The sequence below is a fragment of the Pseudomonadota bacterium genome, from assembly GCA_039028935.1.
Classification (GTDB): Bacteria; Pseudomonadota; Gammaproteobacteria; order Steroidobacterales; family SZUA-146; genus SZUA-146.
In genome coordinates this window covers 1-19,519 of sequence record JBCCHD010000054.1, presented here as the reverse complement: position 1 = coordinate 19,519, position 19,519 = coordinate 1, and the positions used below count along the sequence as shown (strand labels likewise).

Below are 19,519 nucleotides of genomic sequence, written 5' to 3'. Positions count from 1 at the left end.
TGGGCATGAATGGCAATCAGATGGCGCTTCTGGCTTGGTGGGAATTGGCGGCCGTCGTGGGGCTTATCATTCTGGCCAAGGTCTTTTTGCCGATTTACTACAAGCACAAGTGCACGACCACGACCGAACTGCTCGAGAAGCGGTATAACGACCATCATATTCGTGCGGTGATTGGTGCACTGTTTTTGCTTGGCAACGTGTTTATTTTCATTCCATCGATGCTCTACTCGGGTTCGCTCTTTATGCAGAGCATGTTCGATGTCCAGTTTCCACTTATTTATATTGCTATCGCGTTTGGACTGGTCGGCACCGCCTACGCGGTGTTAGGTGGCTTGCGCGCAGTGGCCGTGTCGGACGCGTACAGCGGGGTGCTGCTGTTGACGCTCGGTATGCTCGTGGTCTTTTTGGCGCTCAAGGCGATTGGTTTTGATTTTTCTGGGATTCCAAGAGAGCGTCTGACCATGATCGGCGCCAATGACTCACCGATTCCCTGGCACACGCTGCTGACCGGCATGATTTTCATTCAAATTTTTTATTGGGGTACAAACCAAACCATCACGCAGCGCGCCATGGCGTCGCCCACGGTCGAAGAGGGACAAAAGGGCGTGCTGGCGGCGGCGGCAATTCGCTTGCTGATCGTGCCGCCGATGATCGTGATTCCAGGCATTGTGTCCTACAAACTCTATGGCGATATCGGTGACGCGGCGTACGGCCGTATTGTTGGTGACGTGCTGCCTGCTTGGCTGTCGGGTGCGTTTGCCGCTGCCATCGCCGCGGCGGTGCTCACCAGCGTGAACAGCGTACTCAATTCCTCTACCGCGCTGTATATCTGTGACATTCACGAAAAGTATGTGAGTAAAACGCCCAACGTGCGCCGACTCAATTTCATTATTACGGTGGTGTTCGTGATCATCGGTCTGGCGCTTGTACCGGTTTACGCCACGACAGAAAGTATTATCAACACCATCCAACAACTGTATGGGCTGTTGAGTATGCCGATTCTCTCGGCGTTTATTGTCGGGCTGTTATTCAATGACGTTGATTCGCGCGCGGCGATCGTCGCGGTGGTGGTGGGTGTAGCAACCTACGGCTTCTTTTCGTTCGAGCTGTTCCGGCCTCTCGGGTTTGACTGGTCGATGCCGCACTATATCCACATGATGTTTTTTACGCTGATCTTCAGTGTTCTCACCGCGCTCGTTGTTAGTCGAGTGGTGTTTGGTACGCGCCCGGAACTGCGCATTGGCAAGAGTGATCCGACGGCCGCGTAGTCGAGGCGTCCTGCCGATCGCGTTAACGGCACGTCACCCATTCCATCTGGCTGGCGCAGCTTGTGCGTTATCGTCGTGTCAGATGGATGATGAGCGGTGACGCTGGGTGCATCAGCGGTAGCTGCAGGCCATGCTGTCTGAGTGCTGAGCCGCTAAACGTGGCGCCATGCAGTGTCGACAGAGGTTCGCGGGTGGTGTCGAGATCCGTGGGCCAAACGCACTGCACGTGATAGCGCGCCTGATCTTCCAGGCCCGTCAGTTTCAGACGCCCCGGTAGCGAATGCGGCTGACTTTCCAGTAGCGTATACGAAAACAGCGCTTCACCCCCGTCGGCGGCGACAACACCAAACGCGTGATCGTGCGGTGCTGTGTCAAGGCGCACGAGATCACCGCTAAAAATCAGTTGGCGATGCGTTTTGTGAAGCGTCACGGCAGCGGCTAGTTCCTTTTTTTCCGCCTCGGACATGTCCAGCACGTTGGCTTCGATGCCCATGTCACCAAATACGGCCACGGCACCACGCAGTGCCATGCTCAACCGGCGGCCGGTGATGTGACAGTCGGCAGGGCCCACATGTGCGCCCATCATTTCGGCTGGGAAGAAAAATGAACAGCCGCGCTGAATCGCCAGTCGGTCAAGCGCGTCGTTGCTGTCGGAGGTCCACAGACGATCGGTGTAAGCCAGCACGCCATAGTCGGTGCGTCCGCCGCCCGAGGAGCAGCTCTCGATTTCAATGAGCGGATGGGCGTCGCGGACTTGGGCGAGCAGGGCATACACCGCACGGGTTTGTGCATGGACCGCTGCCCCGCCGTCACTACCCGGTTGGTGTAGGTCGCGATTCATGTCCCATTTAATGTAGGTGATGGGGTATTGCGTCAGAAGCGAATGGATGCGTTCGAATAGATAGTCAAACACCGCTTGTTTGGTCAGATCCAGTACAAGCTGATGGCGCGCCAGCACGCGCGGTGCTGGATCGGCATGCAGTACCCAATCGGGATGCGCGCGAAACAAATCACTGTCAGGGTTGACCATCTCAGGTTCGAGCCATAGTCCAAACTCGAGCCCGCGCTTGGCAATCTGTTCGGCAAGTGGCGTCAGGCCATTCGGGAAAATCGCGTCTTCCACATACCAATCGCCAAGCCCGGCATGGTCGCCGCGGCGATGGCGAAACCAGCCGTCGTCGAGCACAAAACGTTCGGCACCCACGGAGGCCGCCGCATCGACCAGCGCGAATAGCTTTTCTTCGCTTAGGTCGAAATAGACGGCCTCCCACGAATTGAAATGCACGCGTTTGGCCTTGCCTTGCATGTGCGGGGCGGTCAAGTGCGCGCGCACATATCGATGAAACTGTTGCGATAAGGGTGTGAGGCCATTGGTCGAACAGGCGGCATAGAGTGTCGGTGTGGTGTAGCGCTCGCCGTGTTCTAGTCGCTGTTCGCCCGGATAAAAAAGTTCGCTAAACAGGCTCGCGGTACGTCCATCGGCCAGTTCATTAACGGCAAGACGATGATTGCCGCTCCAGCCAAGGTGAAAGCCGTAAGCGAGTCCGCTTTGCTCGGATGTCGCCGCATCGTGAACAATAACGCCCGGGAACGTATCGTGCGACGTGCGGCCGCTGCGATTCTCTCGAAGATAGAGGCCCTGTGGCCGCGGAACGGTTTGCGTTCGAAATTCGCCGGACCAACGGCCATTGAACCCCATTATTTGGTTGCACTGTTCGGGCAACGGCAGGCAGGGTGCGCAACAGTCGTCGACCGTTAGGAGAGCGCCCTCGTTGATGAGCTCAGTGGAGGCGGCCAGCACGTTGCTGTCCGGATCCAGTGTGAGTCGATGAACCAGTTTGATGAGCGTGTGATCGCAAGTCGATACAATTGACAGCGTATGCGCATCGAGTTGTTCAACGTGAGCGATGCGCGTGAACACGTGCCAGTCGCGTCCTTGTCGATGCACAGCCAAACCTGGTCGTCCCAGGTAGCCTGCAGCCGGGAGCGGCGTCAAGGTGATCGGCGCTTCTCGCGCTTCGCGTGCCGGGGCTTCTTGACGTACCGACAGTGCGGCGAGCTCGGCGCCCGTGCAATGGGCGTCCAGTCGCGGTCCCCAGTACAGCACCGACGGCTGTGCGTCGCGGCAATCCACCACTAGCGAAGTGGCTGTGCCGTCCAGGCGGTAAAAAGGGGCTGTGGCCGGTTCAGTCATGTCGCCAGAGTACACAATGTGGTCGACGACGCAAACCGACTGAGCAGCTGTTCGCGCGACACGGATTGGTTGAGTGACGCGCGAGCGGCTGGGGTTTGAAAAGGTTTGACCTCGCTAGGTTAGTTTATCGCGGGTCCGCTTAGTCACAGGGTGGGTCAGGTTAATGGTCAATTCGTCATGCAGCGGGCATTACCCCCAAGTGGGTGCTTTACGTCCTTCGACAAACGCCTGCAAACAACCGAACAGATAGCGCCAGCCCTGGTCTTTCTCGTCGGTGCCTTTGTCCGATACTCGACCAATGTCGGACTCGGTATAGGTGAGCGTTGTTTGACCATTGTGCTCGTCGAGTTTCCATGTGCCGAACCACTGCGTGGGGCCGCCGAAATTCGGGAACACTGAGCCTAAAATCTGCAGCTGTTGATTTGGCACGATGCTCACGACGTGGCCCCACAGCACACCACCGCCGTCGTCCCATTGCTCGTACATGCGACCGCCGGGCTCGGTTTCGAGCGAAAACGAACGCGTGCCCTCGTCACCGCCATTGTAAAAGTCAGCCGGCCACCATTGGTCAATGTCGCGTGTGAGTGAGGTCCATACCTTTTCGCGAGTCGCATCAATTGTGATTTGTATCGTCAGCGAGGCCAGTTGGGCCGGTTCGATTGTCATAGTGGACTCCTTAGTTGTCTGTTTCGGCGAGTTGCTTGATGCGCAGTAGCCGATCGGCGGGCAATTGTTCAAAGGGCCGGATCCAGCGTCGGTATATGGCTTGCAGCGGAGCGGGATTCAGATGGTTGTACCGTTCGCGACCGCGGCGCTCCACAATCACCAAGTTGGCTTGCTCGAGCACAGTGAGGTGCTTCATGACGGCAAATCGCGAAAACGAGAAATGCGCACACAGCGCATGGGTGGTCAGTGCCGACTCGCGGAGCAAATCGAGCATTTTACGCCGCGACGCATCGTTCATCGCCGACCACACTGCGTCGTCTTCGGGTGAGTCGTGTTCTCGATGTCGAATGGGCCTTTGCACAGCGTGATCGGTGGTTACATATGTGACCAAATAGTCACATAATAGATCAATCACGTCAAGCCGCCTCGCGCGGTGATTAATAATCACCGCATCGGGTAATCAGCGCTATGCTAGCGTTAAGCTTGGTTAATGTAGGAGTAGAGCGTTGTCGCAACACATTATCGTTGCCCATATCCACGCGAAGGCAGGACGTCGAGATAGGGTTAAAACCGCATTGGCTGCACTCTTAGTGCCGACCCGACTAGAGGCCGGTTGCCAACTTTATGCGCTTCACGAGGATCGAGATGACCCCCACCATTTCCTATTCTACGAGCGGTGGGCGTCGCGCGAACGGTGGCAGGCCCATATGCAGTCTGATCACATTGCTGAGTATCTCAAGGCAGTAAAAGGGCTTATTGAGTCATCTGCCGTTTACGAAATGATTGAGCAATAAAAAAACAGGTCGGCACTCGTCTCGCCGACCTGTGGGGGAACTCATTACGATTCGTCGTGATGACCGCGACGGCGATGGTCTGGTTTACACGCCAGGATCTCTTGGTTGCGCGCAGGGATAACACAAGTGCCTTGTCGTTCTTGACCGCGGCGCCCGATAAAACTGCATTGCGTGCCCTCGGCTAGACCGCTGCACGCTTCAATGGCCACAGGCGGTGGTCCGCGTCGTTTCTTACGCTCACCGTCCTCGCCTGCCAATGCCTGAGGGGCGACAATCGAAGCCGCAATAATCAAAGCGGTCGTTTTAATTGCTGAAAAAGTCATGATGGGGTCTCCGTTTTTTAAGCCTGTGCTCAGTATCGGGCCGCACCGCGAAGTCCAGACGAAGGCAATATGGAGAAAATGTGAAGTTATGCCCAAACGCTGAGTGACCGAATTGAGATCATCAAGTTCGTCTGAAAGCGTTAAATCGACAAAGGTGAATCGTATAGTGCACTGTGACGTCAGTGAGTGAGGGGGCGCCATGCTGCTTCGTCGACTATCCCAGCATGTAAAAGAGCAAAATTGGACGGCAGTAGCCATCGACTTCGTGATCGTTGTGGTCGGTGTGTTCATCGGTATTCAAGTGGCCAACTGGAACGAGGTGCGCATCGAGAGTGCGCGTGAGGCCGCAATCCTGGCGCAGCTGAAAGACGAGTTCTCGGAAATTGGTGAAGCGTTGACTAAGCAGATCGCCTTTCGAGAGGGTTACGCGACAGACTTACAAAACCTGATTGCCGTACTGGAAGGCAACGTTTCTTCATCGACCAGTGCCGACATTGAGCGGGCGCTGGTGGCTGCGCGATCAACCGGTCGACGTCCTGCCAAGTCGGCGGCGTACGTACAATTGACGGCGAGTGGCCAGCTCGCTCGGTTGTCCAGCGAATCGCTCAAGAGCAAACTCATTCGATACCATTCATTACTCGATCGCGAAGCGTTCATCTTCCCCGAACTCATGGATCTGGTGGTGCAAGAGTCGACGCAAAATGACGCGGTCGATTTTGATGTGAAGGCGTTTGCCGCGGCCGGTGCTGCGGTGGACTATCAAGGCGATGAAGCGAACGAAAACCTTAAAGCAATTCGTCGCTATGATCTGGCTAAGCTTCGCCAATACGAGCAAAGGTATGAGCTTCTGCACATGTTTCATCGGGCGTTGGCGTCGTCGGAGCGAAAGCAGCTGCAGCTGGTGAACGATATTCTCGATGAGGTCTCGGCAGATAAGCGTTAACGTCGCGTTACTGGCGCGACAGTCTGGATGACTTAGTCGACTTTGTATCCCACGCCATAGATCGAATGAAGCATGTCGTCACAGCCTGCGGCGACCAACTTTTTTCGAATGTTTTTAATATGCGTGTCGATCGTGCGATCGCTGACAACCCGATCATCGGTATAGGCGACTGTCATTAGCTTGTCGCGGGAGAACACGTGGCCCGGGCGCCCAACCATAGCCTGCAGCAAGCGAAACTCAACGGGTGTGAGTTCGATGCGCGTATCGTTCACCTGACACTCGTAGCGTTCGGGCAGAAGTCGTACGCTTCGATACGTAATGACTTTTTCGTCGGTGACCGGCTCAATCGCACGACCCACACGACGCAGAATAGTCTTCACGCGTGCCACGACTTCGCGTGGGCTAAAGGGCTTGCACACGTAGTCATCCGCACCCAGTTCAAGACCGAGCAATCGATCGATTTCATCGACTTTCGCCGTGATCATAATAATCGGTACATCGGCGAACTGTCGCACCTCCCGACAGATCGTGAGGCCATCTTTCCCCGGCAGCATTAAATCAAGAAGAATAAGACTCGGTTGGCGCTCTTGGACTCGTTCCACCGCGTGCGTGCCTTCCAGCAGGATGTCTACCTGAAAGTTCTCGCGCGTGAGGTAATCGGACAGCAATTGTGCAATTTTGGGCTCGTCTTCAATGACCAATATTGAATCAGTCGGTGGGCTCATGGTTGCTCCGGTAGTGTAATGCGTATACGCAACCCACCCAGCTCAGACGCTTCGGCGGTCAGTGTGCCACTGTGCGCCTGTACGATATTACGACAGATTGATAAGCCAAGCCCGGCGCCGCCATATCGACGGTTACGTGATGCCTCACCCCGGTACAGTGGCTCGAAAAGTTGTGAAGGATCCATTTTACCGATACCCGGTGCGCTGTCATCAATTTCGATTACCGCATCGTGTTCGAGTTTGAACACGCGGATATCAATGCGACCTGGCGAGTCGGTATAGGCCAGCGAGTTGCCCAGCACGTTTTGTATAAGCTGAACCAGTCGCAAGCGGTCCGCTTGAACGGTGAGCGGCTCCGCATGGACGGTGACCACAATCGACTGCTGTGCTGCTCGGCCTTTGATGGCGTCGTGGCACGTCTCTATAACATCCCTTAGATCGACTCGCGCAAAGGCGTACTTCAGGCCGCCCATGTCCGATAGGGATAGGTCGTACAGATCATCCACCAGCAAACGCATCCGCTCGACTTCCTGCGCCAAGGATTCGATTTGTTCGTGATCGAACGATCGAATGCCGTCTCGCAATGCCTCAAGTTCACCGGCGAGTACGGTGATGGGTGTGCGCAGCTCATGCGAGACGTCGGCAAAAAAACGCTGTCGTGCGGAACGCGCCTCGTCAAGTGTTGCGGCAAGTCGATCGATATTGTGCGCTAGCTCTCCGAGTTCATCGGTACGGGGTTCGTCGAGTCGAATGGTGTAATCGCCGTTTGAGAGCTGTGCGACATCCTGCTTCATTCGGTGTACCGGCGCGAGTAGGCGCCTGGCGAGTAGCGTTGAGACCAGTAATGCCAGGCCTAACGACACCGCACCAATGGCCCAGCTGGCGCGCGATTGCTGCGACGAAAACGCAGTCTCTTGCACCGAGACGAGGGAGCGACGTGGCACCGTTAAAAGAAGACCGATTTGGCTGCCGTTGTACATGACGGGCACGCGTATAGCGTCCGGCTGATCGGCGCGTGGATCGCCAGCCATCAGCACATTATTCACAAATAGTGCAGTGGGTAATCGTGGCGCTCGTGGTCCCCCATCCCTTGCCCGCTTGCGTGAGCGATCGTCGTGCGGAGTGCGCGTGGTTGAGGGTGCTTGGGGTCCGGCTTCGGTTCGCGCGCCCCGTTCGGCAGGTAGCGGTTTTCCAGGCTCATACGATCGATCGCGCTCGGACGGCGCGCGTTGCCCCGGCGGCCTACCTCGACCGGAGCGCGCCCCAGGCGGTGGCGCGTGCGATCGAATCATCTGGGCAAACATTGCTTCGCTGAGTGTGTTCCAGCTTTCTCCCGATTCACGGTACTCGGCGGTCAGCGCTTCAGCAAGGCGCTCCAGACGCACGTACTCAATGGCGTTCACATAGTCGACAAACCCCTTATTGAAACTCCAGCGCGCAAGGCCGAGCGTGGCGATCAGGACGATCAACGTGAGGCCCAAAAAGGCCAGAATCAATTTGTGAGTCAGGGTGAGTCGCATAGATAAAGTGTGCCCAGATCCCTATCGTATCGTATTGGTGTCGTCGCGGGTTGGCTTCTGCACGATGCGAGTGCGTTAAATACGCCAGCTCGACAGCCTGAATACTGATGGACAAAAGTGCAGCGAATATGAAGTTTGTCATATCGTGGATTTCTGCGACGAACGCCGGTTTTTGCAGCAATTGGCGGTTGCCGGCTGGTTGAAGATCGAATTTGAGATGCTCAAATACGCCATTTTTCGACCTAGAATCGGATCTTCGGCAAAAACGAGCTTGCCCATGCTTATAATCAGAGCAAGAACGGCGTCGCGCTTGGTTCATGGAGTAAAGCGTTGAGAAATGAACGCCACTAAGACAATCTGATTTAAGTGTGCACGAATAACAACAAAGATGACTGTGGTCTGATTTCGATGACCAACCGACCAAGATGAACGACAGCAATTTTCAAAAGAGAGTCTTGCAAATCTGCGAGGAGGCGCTCGACTTGAGCCCGGACCAGCGCGAATCGTTTTTAGTCGATACGTGCGCGCAAGCGGGGGACGCACAAGCGCAGGCCACGTTGCGCACCGCTGTCGATAAACTCATGCGCACGATTGGGCGAACGTCCGATTTTCTGAAGCCGGTTGAAGAAGAGCGTTCGTTCGCCGAGGGTGATCAAATCGGTGACTATCGGATTGTTCGCAATATCGATCGCGGCGGCATGGGCAACGTGTATCTTGCCGAGAAAAGAGCCAGCGGGTATTCGCAGCGTGTCGCCCTCAAGGTGATGCGCACTTACTTGCAATCGCATGAAATGATTCGCCGCTTCGATGAAGAGCGCCGCATTCTGGCGCGCTTGCATCACCCTTACATCGCTCGTCTGATCGATGGGGGCACCACCGACAAAGGGTTGCCATACTTGGTGACGGAACTAGTTGAAGGCATGCCAATTGATCAATTTTGCGACGAGCAGGCTCTGTCGCTACGTCGTCGTCTTGAGTTGGTTCAGAAAGTGGCGATGGCGCTGATGTCCGCGCACCAAAATTTGATTATTCATAGCGACATCAAGCCGGGCAATATCCTGGTTACGGAGGACGGGATTCCGAAGCTGCTGGACTTTGGTGTTGCGCGGTGGATGCCCGCAAATCTGAACACGAGTGACGAGGCGTCGAGTGAGTTTGTCGCGCTGACGCCGGAATATTCGAGCCCAGAGCAAATTGCCGGCGCGCCTGTCTTCACGACCAGTGACGTGTATTCGTTGGGCGTGCTCACGTACACGCTGCTTGTGGGCGAAACACCGTTTGCGCTCAAAAGTGGACCGCGAGAGGTTTTGCTTGAACGCTTGGAGAGTCTGCCGCTGCGCCAACCCAGCGAACATGTGAGAGCATTGAGACAGCCAGATCGACAGTCACAAATGTTACGAAACCGGCGCTCGTCGGTGACTAAACTGTCTACCGCATTGCGTGGTGACCTCGATGCGGTGCTCGCCAAAGCCTTGCATCGCGAACCTGGTGAGCGTTATCCCTCGGCACAGCTGTTTGCCAACGATCTCAACGCCTACTGCAAAGGCTTGCCGGTTACGGCCATGGGCGATTCGGGCACCTACCGTCTGCGCAAGTTTGTGGGCCGCAATCGCGTGGTGGTTGCGGCCGCAGGCGCGGCGGTGCTGGCGCTTGTGCTCGGCCTCGGTGTGTCGTTGTGGCAAGCCCATATTGCCAATGAGCGATTTAATGATTTACGTGGTTTTGCCGAAACGGTGATCTTCGAGTTACATGATGAAGTGGCCGACCTACCGGGCGGCACGGCGGCTCGGCAGCTTATGACCCGCGAGTCACTGCACTACCTTGATCGGCTAGCCAAAGACGCAGGCAGCGATCGCGCGCTTCAGCTTGATCTCTCAAAAGCCTATAAGAAGTTGGGTGATGTATTGGGTAACCCGACCAATGCGAACGTGGGTGATCTGGCCAGCTCAATTGAGAGCTATCGTAAGGCACTGGCGATTGCCGAGGCGCTAGAGCGCTCTACCGCTAATAACCCGGAGCTCGAGCGGCACGCAGCGATCGTTCATGAAAAACTCGCGGATGTGCTTGCGTGGACAGGTGATGTGGAGGGTGCGTTAGCACACTCCGTAGATTCGATGGCGACGTTTGAGCGTTTGGTTGACACCTATCCGGACAAAAAATTGGCGCTACTGTCTGTCGCCATATCGGGCGTGAAGCAAGGCGACTTGTTGGGCCACCCGAGTTTTCCTAATGCCGGCAGACCGGCTGAAGCGCTTGCGATTTATGAGCGGGCGTTAGCCTTGATTCTGCCGCTGGCTGAGGATCCCGAGGGGCCGCCGCGCGCGGTACGTTATCGTGCACTGTTGCACGAACGGGTGGGCACAATGCTGTCCGGACAAGGCGACTTTGAACTCGCGCTTGTGCAGTTCGAGCAATCAATGAGCCTGCGGCAACAGCAGGCAGCCAAAGAACCCGGTAACGCCAATCGACGGCGCGATGCTGCCATTGCGGTCGAGAAATTAGCGGATGTGCGCTTGGCAAGCGGGGATGCGTCGGGCTCGGTGCCGATCTATCAGCAGGCACTCGCTGAGTATCGCGCCCTGTCCGAGTCAGACCCGGACAATGCGAACGCCTCTCGAACGCTCGCCATCGGCCTTGAAAACTTGGCTGAGGCACTCAACGCGGCGCAAGATAAAATGGCCGCGCGACCTTACTACTTAGAGGCGCTTGGCATACGCGAGACGTTGGCGATCAGCAACCCGGCGAATACGAAGTTGGCCGCCGAGCTTGAGGACAGGCGGGCGTTGATCGAATCGCTATACGGAATCGCCTCGCCCTAGATGGGTTGTGACGAGCGTACCGGATCTAAAAGTGCTTTTCCGAGTCGGTCACGGCGTTTAGCATCGACACCGTTAACACGGTGGATTAACCCTGGGCTTCGATGGCGGCGTCGATCGCATGCTCATAACCGGCGACGCCCAGTCCCATGATCACCACGTCGGCGGCCGTCGACACGTGAGAGTGATGTCGAAAGGGTTCTCGTAGGTGGGGGTTAGAAATGTGCAGCTCGATTTTGAGTCCGCCGTAGCATAGCAACGCATCGTGAAGGGCGATGCTGGTGTGCGTATACGCCGCAGGATTGATAATAAGGGCATCAAACTGACCGATGGCCTCTTGGATCCAGTCGACCAGTTTTCCCTCATAATTCGACTGTCGAAATTCGACATTCGCGTTGGCTCGCTGCGCTCGCTGTCGGCAACGCTCCGCGATGTCGTCCAGCGTATCGGAGCCGTAGATCTCCGGCTCACGAGTGCCTAATAGATTGAGGTTGGGTCCGTTCAGTACCAGTATGTTCATGACGAGCGCGCCGCTTGCGCTTCGGCGTGTGCAGCTCGGATGGCAAGTCGATATCCGTTAACGCCTAAGCCACTGATCAATGCCGATCGACCGGAAGGTCCCTGTACTGGCGTGAACACACCCGGATCGTCGCGAAATACATTCGTCAAGTTGACTTCAATCACCCGACACTGGAGCGCTTGAAGCGCGCGCAGGCCGTGCGCGTAGTGTTTATAGTCGATCGGAGTGCGATCCATACAGCCCATTTGATTAATGATCAATGCATCATGACTGGCCGCATCGCGTTTAATCCATTGGATAACGTCTTGCGGGTCATCCGATTGACGAAAATCCAAATCGATATTCAGGCTTGCGCACAAATCGGTGCAGGCGTTGTGAATAGTATCGAAGGACTCGGCGCCGAAGGATTCCGAATAGGTCAAACCCGGTCCGTTAATGATAAGCAGCGAAGTGGCCATGCGAGAACTCATGCAGAACATGTGCGCACCATAATAGCGCAATCGAAAATGAAATCTATTGATTTTGCTCACAATTATGCATCGTTACTGATCAGTGTTGAATCGGCGCTATTGATTTGCGCGCAGAACTGCCTGTAGTCTGCGCGGAGCTTCGCTGGAGCGAATCATATAGGGCCACCGCATGGATAGGTTTCATCGGTGGCGGCTTGAGACCGTTGACTACAACACGATGAGTGCACGACGTACTTGCCACCACGCCGCAACACAAAAAGGTATCGCATGAAAACACGTATCACCGAACTATTCGCCATCAAGCATCCGATTATTCAAGGCGGCATGCATTACGTGGGCTTCGCCGAGCTTGCCGCCGCGGTTTCAAACGCGGGTGGATTGGGCATTATCACAGCGCTTACTCAGAAAACGCCGGAGGATCTTGCCAACGAGATTGCGCGCTGTGCAGATATGACGGACAAGCCGTTTGGCGTTAACGTGACCTTCTTACCCACCGTCAATGCACCCGATTATCCCGCCATCATTCAGGCCATTATTAAAGGCGGGGTCAAAGTCGTTGAAACCGCGGGTAACAATCCATCGCAGGTGCTGCCCTATTTGCAGGACGCGGGCATCAAAGTCATTCACAAATGCACGTCGGTGCGACATGCGCTTAAAGCGCAGTCGATCGGCTGCGACGCGGTGAGCGTGGACGGCTTTGAGTGTGGTGGACACCCAGGCGAAGACGATGTGCCCAATATGATTTTGCTGCCACGCGCCGATGATGAGCTGGAGATTCCTTTTGTGTCCTCGGGTGGGCAGGCTGACGGTCGTTCGCTCGTGGCATCCCTGGCGATGGGTGCAGAAGGTATGAACATGGGTACCCGTTTTATCGCCACACAAGAAGCGCCGGTTCATGAAAAAGTAAAGCAAGCCATTGTCGAGGCATCGGAACTCGATACGCGGCTGGTCATGCGCCCGCTTCGGAACACCGAGCGCGTGATGAATAACGCGGCAGTGGAGAATTTGCTCGAAAAGGAAAAGCGTTTAGGTGATTCGATTAAGTTTGAAGACATCATCGAAGAAGTGGCCGGCGTTTATCCACGCATTATGCTCGAAGGCGATATGGACGCGGGTGCCTGGTCATGCGGCATGGTGGCGGGATTGATCAATGACATTCCCACGGTGCAAGAGCTTATTGATCGCATCATGCACGAGGCCGATCAAATTATCGCCGCGCGTCTAAGCGGCATGAACATCGCTTAATTGAGGCAGTAGCGACCGCTAAGTGGCCAGCAGGCAGGCTCGCGATAGAGAGTGGTCATGCGCTACGTTAAGCGTCCAATGCAATTAGGTAACCTTGATGTTTACGGATGTTGAGGACGCGGTCTTTATCCAGCAGTAAATACTGCCCCTTTATGCCAAGCAGTTGGCCCTCGATGCGCGGGAGTTTGTCAAAGCCGACGCTTTTCACCTTTTCCGGATAGGCGGTAACCGGATAATCGACCGTGGTGACCGATTCGTTTTGGGTGATGTACGCGCTGAGTTCGTCATCCAGTTGATCGGTCAATTCTGTTTTGCGCGCAATCAGATCGTCGTCACTTATCTCGTTTTTTAGCATCCGTCGCCAATTGGTACGGTCGGTCAGGAATGCTTTCATGGCCACTTCCACCTGGCCGGCAGTAAAGCGATTCGGTGTGCGTGCGAAGATCAGTCCTTCTGATGCGCCCTGGTCAATCCAGCGCGTAGGAATTTGGCTGCCGCGTGTGATACCGACTTTGATGACCGAGCTCTTGGCCAGATAAACGATATGCTCCTGCAAGCAATGTCGTTTCGCCCATTCCATGTCCCGCGCCTCGCCTTCGTGGGCGCGGCAGAGTTCCGGGCGTAAAATACACTCGCTCGCTTCGGGCGCACTGCGAAAACAGGGGAAGCAAAAGCCTTGGCCAAACGACTTTTTGGTGGATCTGTCGCATTTAATACAGCGAATTTCGCCATCGAACCGCAGCGAAATATCCTCACCAATCAAGGCGTTCATGTCCACCGCCTCATCGCCGATCGGCAGCGAATACGCGACCGTGCGTTCAAGTTGCGTGTTCATTTTTAGAATTTGACCGTAAATCGGATTGTCCTCTTAGGAGAATACGCGACAGCGCATTAACCATTGTGCCCTATGGGTCAGTGTATTTCGCAGTGACATTAGCAAACCGTAATTTTTATCCGTTTCGATCAAAGTGTAAATCCGCCGTCTACGACAATACACTCACCGGTCGTATAGCTTGAAGCGGCCGATACCAGGTACAGCACGGTTCCGGCCATTTCGTCCGGTTCTGCGTGACGTCGCATCGGTATCTGTTTGATGGCTTGAGAATAGATGCCGTCTTCGAATAGCGCGCCCGCAAATTTCGTTTTGGTGAGTCCAGGCAATAAGGCATTTACGCGAATATTGTGCCGGGCGCACTCTTTGGCAAAGGCCTTGGTCATGTTGACGACGGCGGCTTTGGTAATGGAGTAAATACCTTGCGCCATGCCCGGCTGTAGCGCATTGATCGAGGCAGTGTTGACGATTGCGCCGCCACCATTGTCGCGCATCAGTCGGCCCGCGTTCACTGACATGAAAAAGTAACCGCGTACATTGACGTCCACGGTTTTGGTGTAGGCAGCCAGATCCGTGTCGAGTATGTCGCCGAAATAGGGGTTGGTCGCGGCGTTATTGACGAGAATATCGAGGCGACCATGGTCGCGTTGAATACGGTCGAACACCGTATCGATGTCGGCCATGTTGCCGACATTGCAGGCGATCGGTTCGGCGCTACCGCCGCCGGTGTTGATGGCCTCCGCAACGGCCGCGCAACCATCGATTCGCCGGCTGGATACCAATACATGCGCACCCTGCTGAGCGAACCGTTTGGCGATGGACTCGCCGATGCCGCGGCTTGCGCCGGTCACGAGTGCGATCTGGCCGGAGAGATCAAAAAGGGATGAGGTCATCGTGCGCTTCCTAATTATTATGTTAAAAATATGCTGTAGTCCGCTCAAAACGTCCTGCGTTGTCGGATCTAAGGTGACTGAAAAATATACATAAAATTGGATTCCGTGACATCTTTGTCCACAGCTGCTTTCGTCTCCGTGGCGGATTGTGTATGGTGGCATTCCCGTTTACGCTGCAGTGTGTCATTTTTGGCTTCACCGCTCGGGATGGCGTCGAAGACGCCACTTTTACGAATTAACCAGAGGGCCAAATCGGATGTTTAAAGGTAGTGCCATAACGGTCAGCATGCTCGATGCTGGTATTGCGGAGATCCAGTTCGACCTGGCCGGAGAGTCGGTCAATAAATTCAACGCGCTGACGGTCGGTGAACTGACCAAAGCAATCGATGCGATCGAAAGCAACAACGACATCAACGGTGTGCTGATTACCAGCGCTAAGCCCGTCTTCATCGTCGGCGCCGATATCACCGAGTTCGGCTCCATGTTCGGCCGCGACGATTTCAACAAAGCCGAAGACCCTAACATTATCAATTTCAATCGCATCGAAGATTTACGCGTGCCGGTGGTTGCCGCGATCAACGGTTATGCGCTCGGTGGAGGGCTTGAGCTCACACTGGCTTGCGATTTTCGCGTCATGAGCTCGGCCGCCAAGGTTGGGTTACCTGAAACCAAGCTCGGCATTATTCCTGGCTGGGGTGGCACGGTTCGTTTGCCGCGCATCGCGGGCGCCGATACGGCGATCGATTGGATTGCGTCAGGCAAAGACAAACGCCCCGAGGAAGCGCTCGACGCTGGCGTTGTGGATGGCGTGGTCGCGCCCGAAGACCTGCGCGACGCGGCCCTTGCGGTACTAAAAAACGCAATCGACGGCAAAATGGATTACGCGTCACGACGGGCACAGAAAACCGGTCCTCTGAAACTCAATCAGGTGGAAGCGATGATGGCGTTCGAAACGTCGAAAGCCTTTGTGGCCAACTTAGCTGGTCCGAACTATCCCGCGCCAATCGTCGCCATCGAGTGTATGCAAAAAGCCGCGTCGAAAGGACGCGACGAGGCCATCGCGGTGGAAGCAGATGGCTTCATGAAAGTCTCGGCCACCGAAGCGGCCAAGTCGCTGACCGGCATTTTCCTAAGCGATCAACTGATCGGTAAGAAAGCGAAGAAGTCGGAAAAACAGTCGGACAAAAAAGTCGCGCGCGCCGCCGTGCTGGGGGCCGGCATTATGGGCGGCGGCATTGCCTATCAGTCGGCCTACAAAGGCGTGCCGATCAAAATGAAAGACATCAATCAAGAAGGCCTCGATCTGGGTCTTTCTGAGGCCAGTAAATTGCTCACGAAGCGCGTCAATCGAGGCCGCATGACTGTCGAGCAAATGGGCAAGGTGTTGTCGTCAATCGATCCGATGCTGACGTACGATCGTTTTGATGAGGTCGATATTGTGGTCGAAGCTGTGGTCGAGAATCCGAAGGTGAAGAACATCGTTTTGGCCGAGGTCGAGAAGACTGTGGATGAGGATGCAATTATCGCATCCAACACCTCGACTATTTCGATTAGTTATTTGGCGAGCGCGCTCGCGCGTCCCGAAAACTTCTGTGGCATGCACTTCTTTAATCCTGTCCATGCCATGCCGTTGGTGGAAGTGATCCGCGGCGAAAAATCCTCCGATAAAGCGATTGCCCGAACGGTGGCCTACGCCAATGCGATGGGTAAGAAGGCAATTGTCGTCAACGACTGCCCTGGGTTTTTGGTTAACCGCGTGCTGTTTCCGTACTTTGCTGGGTTTATGGGTCTGGTCAAAGACGGCGCTGATTTTCAGATGGTCGACAAGACGATGGAGCGCTGGGGCTGGCCAATGGGACCCGCCTATCTCATGGATGTGGTCGGCATCGACACCGGTTCGCACGCCGAAGGGGTGATGGCAGAGGGCTTCCCAGACCGCATGACCAAAACCTACAAAACGGCGGGCGATGTGATGTTTGAAAACGATCGCTACGGTCAGAAAAACGGCTCGGGTTTTTACGATTACGAGCTCGACAAACGCGGCAAGCCCAAAAAGATCGTCTCCGAGAAAGCGTATGAGTTGTTGGCGCCGCACACCGAGTCGCGCAAAGAATTTGATAAAGACGAGATTATCGCGCGCATGATGATCCCGATGGCAACCGAGCTGGCTCGATGCCTCGAAGAGAACATTGTCGATTCGGCGGCGGAAGCCGACATGGCGTTGGTGTATGGCGTGGGCTTTCCGCCATTCCGCGGCGGAATTTTCCGCTGGATTGACAGCATCGGTGTCGATACCTTCGTGGCCATGTGCGAGCAGTATGCACATCTTGGCAAACTCTACGAAGCCACACCTGCGATGCAGGAGATGGCAGCGAATGGCGCTAAATACTACGGCTGATGGCAGTGACTGCCAGGCATCATCGATAAAGACAGATCAGGAATTTTAAGCTATGACTACTAATCCAAGAGACGCCGTTGTAATTGACTTTGCTCGAACGGCGATGGGTCGTGCCAAGGGCGGTTGTTTTCGAAATACGCGCGCCGACGAATTAAGTGCCGCCGTGATCAAGGGCTTGTTGGGTCGCAACAGCGCCATCAATCCAGAGGAGATTGATGATCTCATTTGGGGATGCGTCATGCAGCGCGACGAGCAGGGCGTCAATATTGCACGCTTTGTTGGTCTATTGGCAGGCTTGCCGCATTCTGTACCCGCGCAAACGGTCAACCGACTCTGTGGTTCGTCGATGTCGGCGATGCATACGGCTGCCGCCAATGTTATGGCCGGACTGGGCGACATCTATATCGTGGGTGGTGTTGAACACATGGGCCACATCGACATGAATAAGGGTGTCAACCCGAACCCGGAGCTTGGCGTATCGGTAGCCAAGGCCGCCGGCAGCATGGGCATGACCGCGGAGCTGCTTGCGATGATGCACGGTATCCAACGGGAGGACATGGATAAGTTTTCGCTGCGCTCACACCAGAGCGCGGCAGCGGCCCGCGAGTCAGGAAAATTTGCTAATGAGATCATTCCAGTGATGGGTCATGACGACAAAGGCGTGCCGCACATGATCGAACACGACGAGACCATTCGTCCGGACACCACCCTCGAAGCACTGGCGGGACTGCGACCGGTGTTTAATCCCAAGGGCGGTACGGTTACGGCCGGTTCCTCATCGCAAGTGACCGATGGCGCATCGGGGATGATCATTATGTCGGCTGAGCGCGCTGAGTCACTGGGTCTTAAGCCAAAAGCCCGTATCACCGCCATGACGTTAGCCGGCGTAGATCCCTCTATCATGGGCTATGGCCCGGTACCGTCTACGCAAAAAGCGTTAAAGCAATTGGGCATGACCATAGATGACATCGACTACGTCGAGCTCAATGAAGCGTTTGCCGCGCAATCGCTGCCTGTGTTGAAGGACCTCAAACTGCTTGATGATATGGACACCAAAGTCAATGTGCATGGTGGCGCCATCGCCCTGGGTCATCCCTTTGGATGCTCCGGTGCTCGCATTTCAGGCTCGCTCTTAACCGTCATGGAAGATCGTGATCTTAGTGTGGGAATCTCCACCATGTGTATCGGTCTGGGTCAGGGTATTACGACAGTGATGGAACGCCTCTAAGAAAAACGTCATTGCGATGAGCCCAATCGTGGGCAAACCCCGTATGTCTTGGTAAGCAGACGATATGTCGATAATAAAAAAATCGATACGGGGAGAAAATGATGCGATTTTGCTTTCTGGCAATGCTCATGGCGAGTGGGTGGTGGATGCCCATTACTCTGGCGCAGGTGCCATCAGCGCTCAGCTATCAGGGCTATTTGACGGACAGTAGCGGTCTGCCGTTACAGGACTCCGAAGTGGTGCAGTTCTCGATTTACACCAGCGAATCGGGCGGTACACCGGTATGGTCTGAGTTTCAGAGCGTCTTTCCTTCGCAAGGGTTGTTTTCAACAACCTTTGGCAATCAGGCTAATCCATTCCCGGCGGGGATGTTTGTAGTTGTGCGGACTGATCAAAAGAGTCAAAATTAACACTGATAGAGTCGAAATTGGTGCTGTGCTGCGCTGTGACAATCGAAATGAGTATTGTGAATATGAACATTATGCAAGTTAGATGGGAACCCGTCTTTCTTTCATTCTTATCTGATCAATAGTTGACAGATCTCATAGCTTGATTTTTCTTCAAAAACTTGAAGAAAGGCTTTGACTGGTTAAGTGCGTCAATTATTATACCCCTAAATTAGTGTAAATTGATTTGTTTTATTTTAAAAAATACTTGCTACTTTTGTGGCAAATTCAAATTAAT

Annotated in this window: 18 protein-coding genes; 8 read left to right on the top strand and 10 right to left on the bottom strand. The window is 55.0% G+C overall.

Annotation, left to right across the window (positions count from 1 at the left end; all coding sequences use genetic code 11):
• Positions 1–1,268, top strand: a 1,268-nt coding sequence (locus AAF465_16130; GenBank protein MEM7084259.1) for an SLC5 family protein, incomplete at its 5' end; no start/stop codon positions are given.
• A 67-nt stretch (positions 1,269–1,335) separates the two neighbouring features.
• Here AAF465_16130 and AAF465_16125 read toward each other — a convergent pair.
• The 3 genes from AAF465_16125 to AAF465_16115 form a co-directional block, all read right to left on the bottom strand.
• Positions 1,336–3,462, bottom strand: coding sequence for an alpha-galactosidase (locus AAF465_16125; protein MEM7084258.1), 2,127 nt, complete (start codon positions 3,460–3,462; stop codon positions 1,336–1,338).
• Between the two features lie 189 nt (positions 3,463–3,651).
• Positions 3,652–4,128 (bottom strand): SRPBCC domain-containing protein, encoded by a 477-nt coding sequence (locus AAF465_16120; protein MEM7084257.1) that lies wholly within the window; start codon positions 4,126–4,128, stop codon positions 3,652–3,654.
• Between the two features lie 10 nt (positions 4,129–4,138).
• Complete coding sequence (locus tag AAF465_16115) at positions 4,139–4,543, bottom strand: metalloregulator ArsR/SmtB family transcription factor (protein ID MEM7084256.1); 405 nt, start codon at positions 4,541–4,543, stop codon at positions 4,139–4,141.
• Between the two features lie 91 nt (positions 4,544–4,634).
• Between AAF465_16115 and AAF465_16110 the strand changes: the two genes are divergently transcribed.
• Positions 4,635–4,922, top strand: a complete 288-nt coding sequence (locus tag AAF465_16110) for a putative quinol monooxygenase (GenBank protein MEM7084255.1) — start codon at positions 4,635–4,637, stop codon at positions 4,920–4,922.
• Positions 4,923–4,966: 44 nt separating this feature from the next.
• Here AAF465_16110 and AAF465_16105 read toward each other — a convergent pair whose 3' ends face one another.
• Entirely contained in the window at positions 4,967–5,245 is a 279-nt protein-coding gene (locus AAF465_16105; protein MEM7084254.1) for a hypothetical protein, read from the bottom strand.
• Positions 5,246–5,444: 199 nt separating this feature from the next.
• On the opposite strand from AAF465_16105, the gene AAF465_16100 reads away from it, so the two are divergent.
• Positions 5,445–6,188, top strand: a complete 744-nt coding sequence (locus AAF465_16100; GenBank protein ID MEM7084253.1) for a hypothetical protein — start codon at positions 5,445–5,447, stop codon at positions 6,186–6,188.
• 32 nt (positions 6,189–6,220) lie between these two features.
• Here the strand turns inward: AAF465_16100 and AAF465_16095 are convergent, their stop codons facing one another.
• Positions 6,221–6,913, bottom strand: coding sequence for a response regulator (locus AAF465_16095; protein ID MEM7084252.1), 693 nt, complete (start codon positions 6,911–6,913; stop codon positions 6,221–6,223).
• The gene (locus tag AAF465_16090; GenBank protein ID MEM7084251.1) at positions 6,910–8,433 is read right to left on the bottom strand and encodes an ATP-binding protein; all 1,524 of its coding nucleotides are present in this window, start codon (positions 8,431–8,433) and stop codon (positions 6,910–6,912) included. The genes AAF465_16095 and AAF465_16090 overlap by 4 nt, the downstream gene beginning before the upstream one ends.
• 425 nt (positions 8,434–8,858) lie before the next feature.
• On the opposite strand from AAF465_16090, the gene AAF465_16085 reads away from it, so the two are divergent.
• A complete protein-coding gene (locus AAF465_16085) occupies positions 8,859–11,252 on the top strand; it encodes a protein kinase (GenBank protein ID MEM7084250.1) in 2,394 nt (797 codons plus the stop codon).
• A gap of 85 nt (positions 11,253–11,337) precedes the next feature.
• Here AAF465_16085 and aroQ read toward each other — a convergent pair whose 3' ends face one another.
• Both aroQ and AAF465_16075 read right to left on the bottom strand, forming a co-directional pair.
• Complete coding sequence (gene aroQ, locus AAF465_16080; GenBank protein MEM7084249.1) at positions 11,338–11,769, bottom strand: type II 3-dehydroquinate dehydratase; 432 nt, start codon at positions 11,767–11,769, stop codon at positions 11,338–11,340.
• Positions 11,766–12,227: a type II 3-dehydroquinate dehydratase gene (locus AAF465_16075; GenBank protein ID MEM7084248.1), complete on the bottom strand. Its 462-nt coding sequence runs from the start codon at positions 12,225–12,227 to the stop codon at positions 11,766–11,768. The genes aroQ and AAF465_16075 overlap by 4 nt, the downstream gene beginning before the upstream one ends.
• A 279-nt stretch (positions 12,228–12,506) precedes the next feature.
• Here AAF465_16075 and AAF465_16070 point away from each other — a divergent pair, with 279 nt between their 5' ends.
• The gene (locus AAF465_16070) at positions 12,507–13,484 is read left to right on the top strand and encodes a nitronate monooxygenase family protein (protein ID MEM7084247.1); all 978 of its coding nucleotides are present in this window, start codon (positions 12,507–12,509) and stop codon (positions 13,482–13,484) included.
• A gap of 67 nt (positions 13,485–13,551) precedes the next feature.
• Here AAF465_16070 and AAF465_16065 read toward each other — a convergent pair whose 3' ends face one another.
• Complete coding sequence (locus AAF465_16065; GenBank protein ID MEM7084246.1) at positions 13,552–14,319, bottom strand: DUF2797 domain-containing protein; 768 nt, start codon at positions 14,317–14,319, stop codon at positions 13,552–13,554.
• A gap of 128 nt (positions 14,320–14,447) precedes the next feature.
• On the bottom strand, positions 14,448–15,209 hold the full coding sequence (locus tag AAF465_16060; protein MEM7084245.1) for an SDR family oxidoreductase: 762 nt from the start codon (positions 15,207–15,209) through the stop codon (positions 14,448–14,450).
• Positions 15,210–15,465: 256 nt separating this feature from the next.
• On the opposite strand from AAF465_16060, the gene fadB reads away from it, so the two are divergent.
• From fadB to AAF465_16045, 3 genes are all read left to right on the top strand, one after another.
• Positions 15,466–17,607, top strand: coding sequence for a fatty acid oxidation complex subunit alpha FadB (gene fadB, locus AAF465_16055; GenBank protein MEM7084244.1), 2,142 nt, complete (start codon positions 15,466–15,468; stop codon positions 17,605–17,607).
• A gap of 52 nt (positions 17,608–17,659) precedes the next feature.
• A complete protein-coding gene (gene fadA, locus AAF465_16050) occupies positions 17,660–18,835 on the top strand; it encodes an acetyl-CoA C-acyltransferase FadA (protein ID MEM7084243.1) in 1,176 nt (391 codons plus the stop codon).
• 101 nt (positions 18,836–18,936) lie between these two features.
• Positions 18,937–19,245, top strand: coding sequence for a hypothetical protein (locus AAF465_16045; GenBank protein ID MEM7084242.1), 309 nt, complete (start codon positions 18,937–18,939; stop codon positions 19,243–19,245).
• The last annotated feature ends 274 nt before the right edge of the window (positions 19,246–19,519 follow it).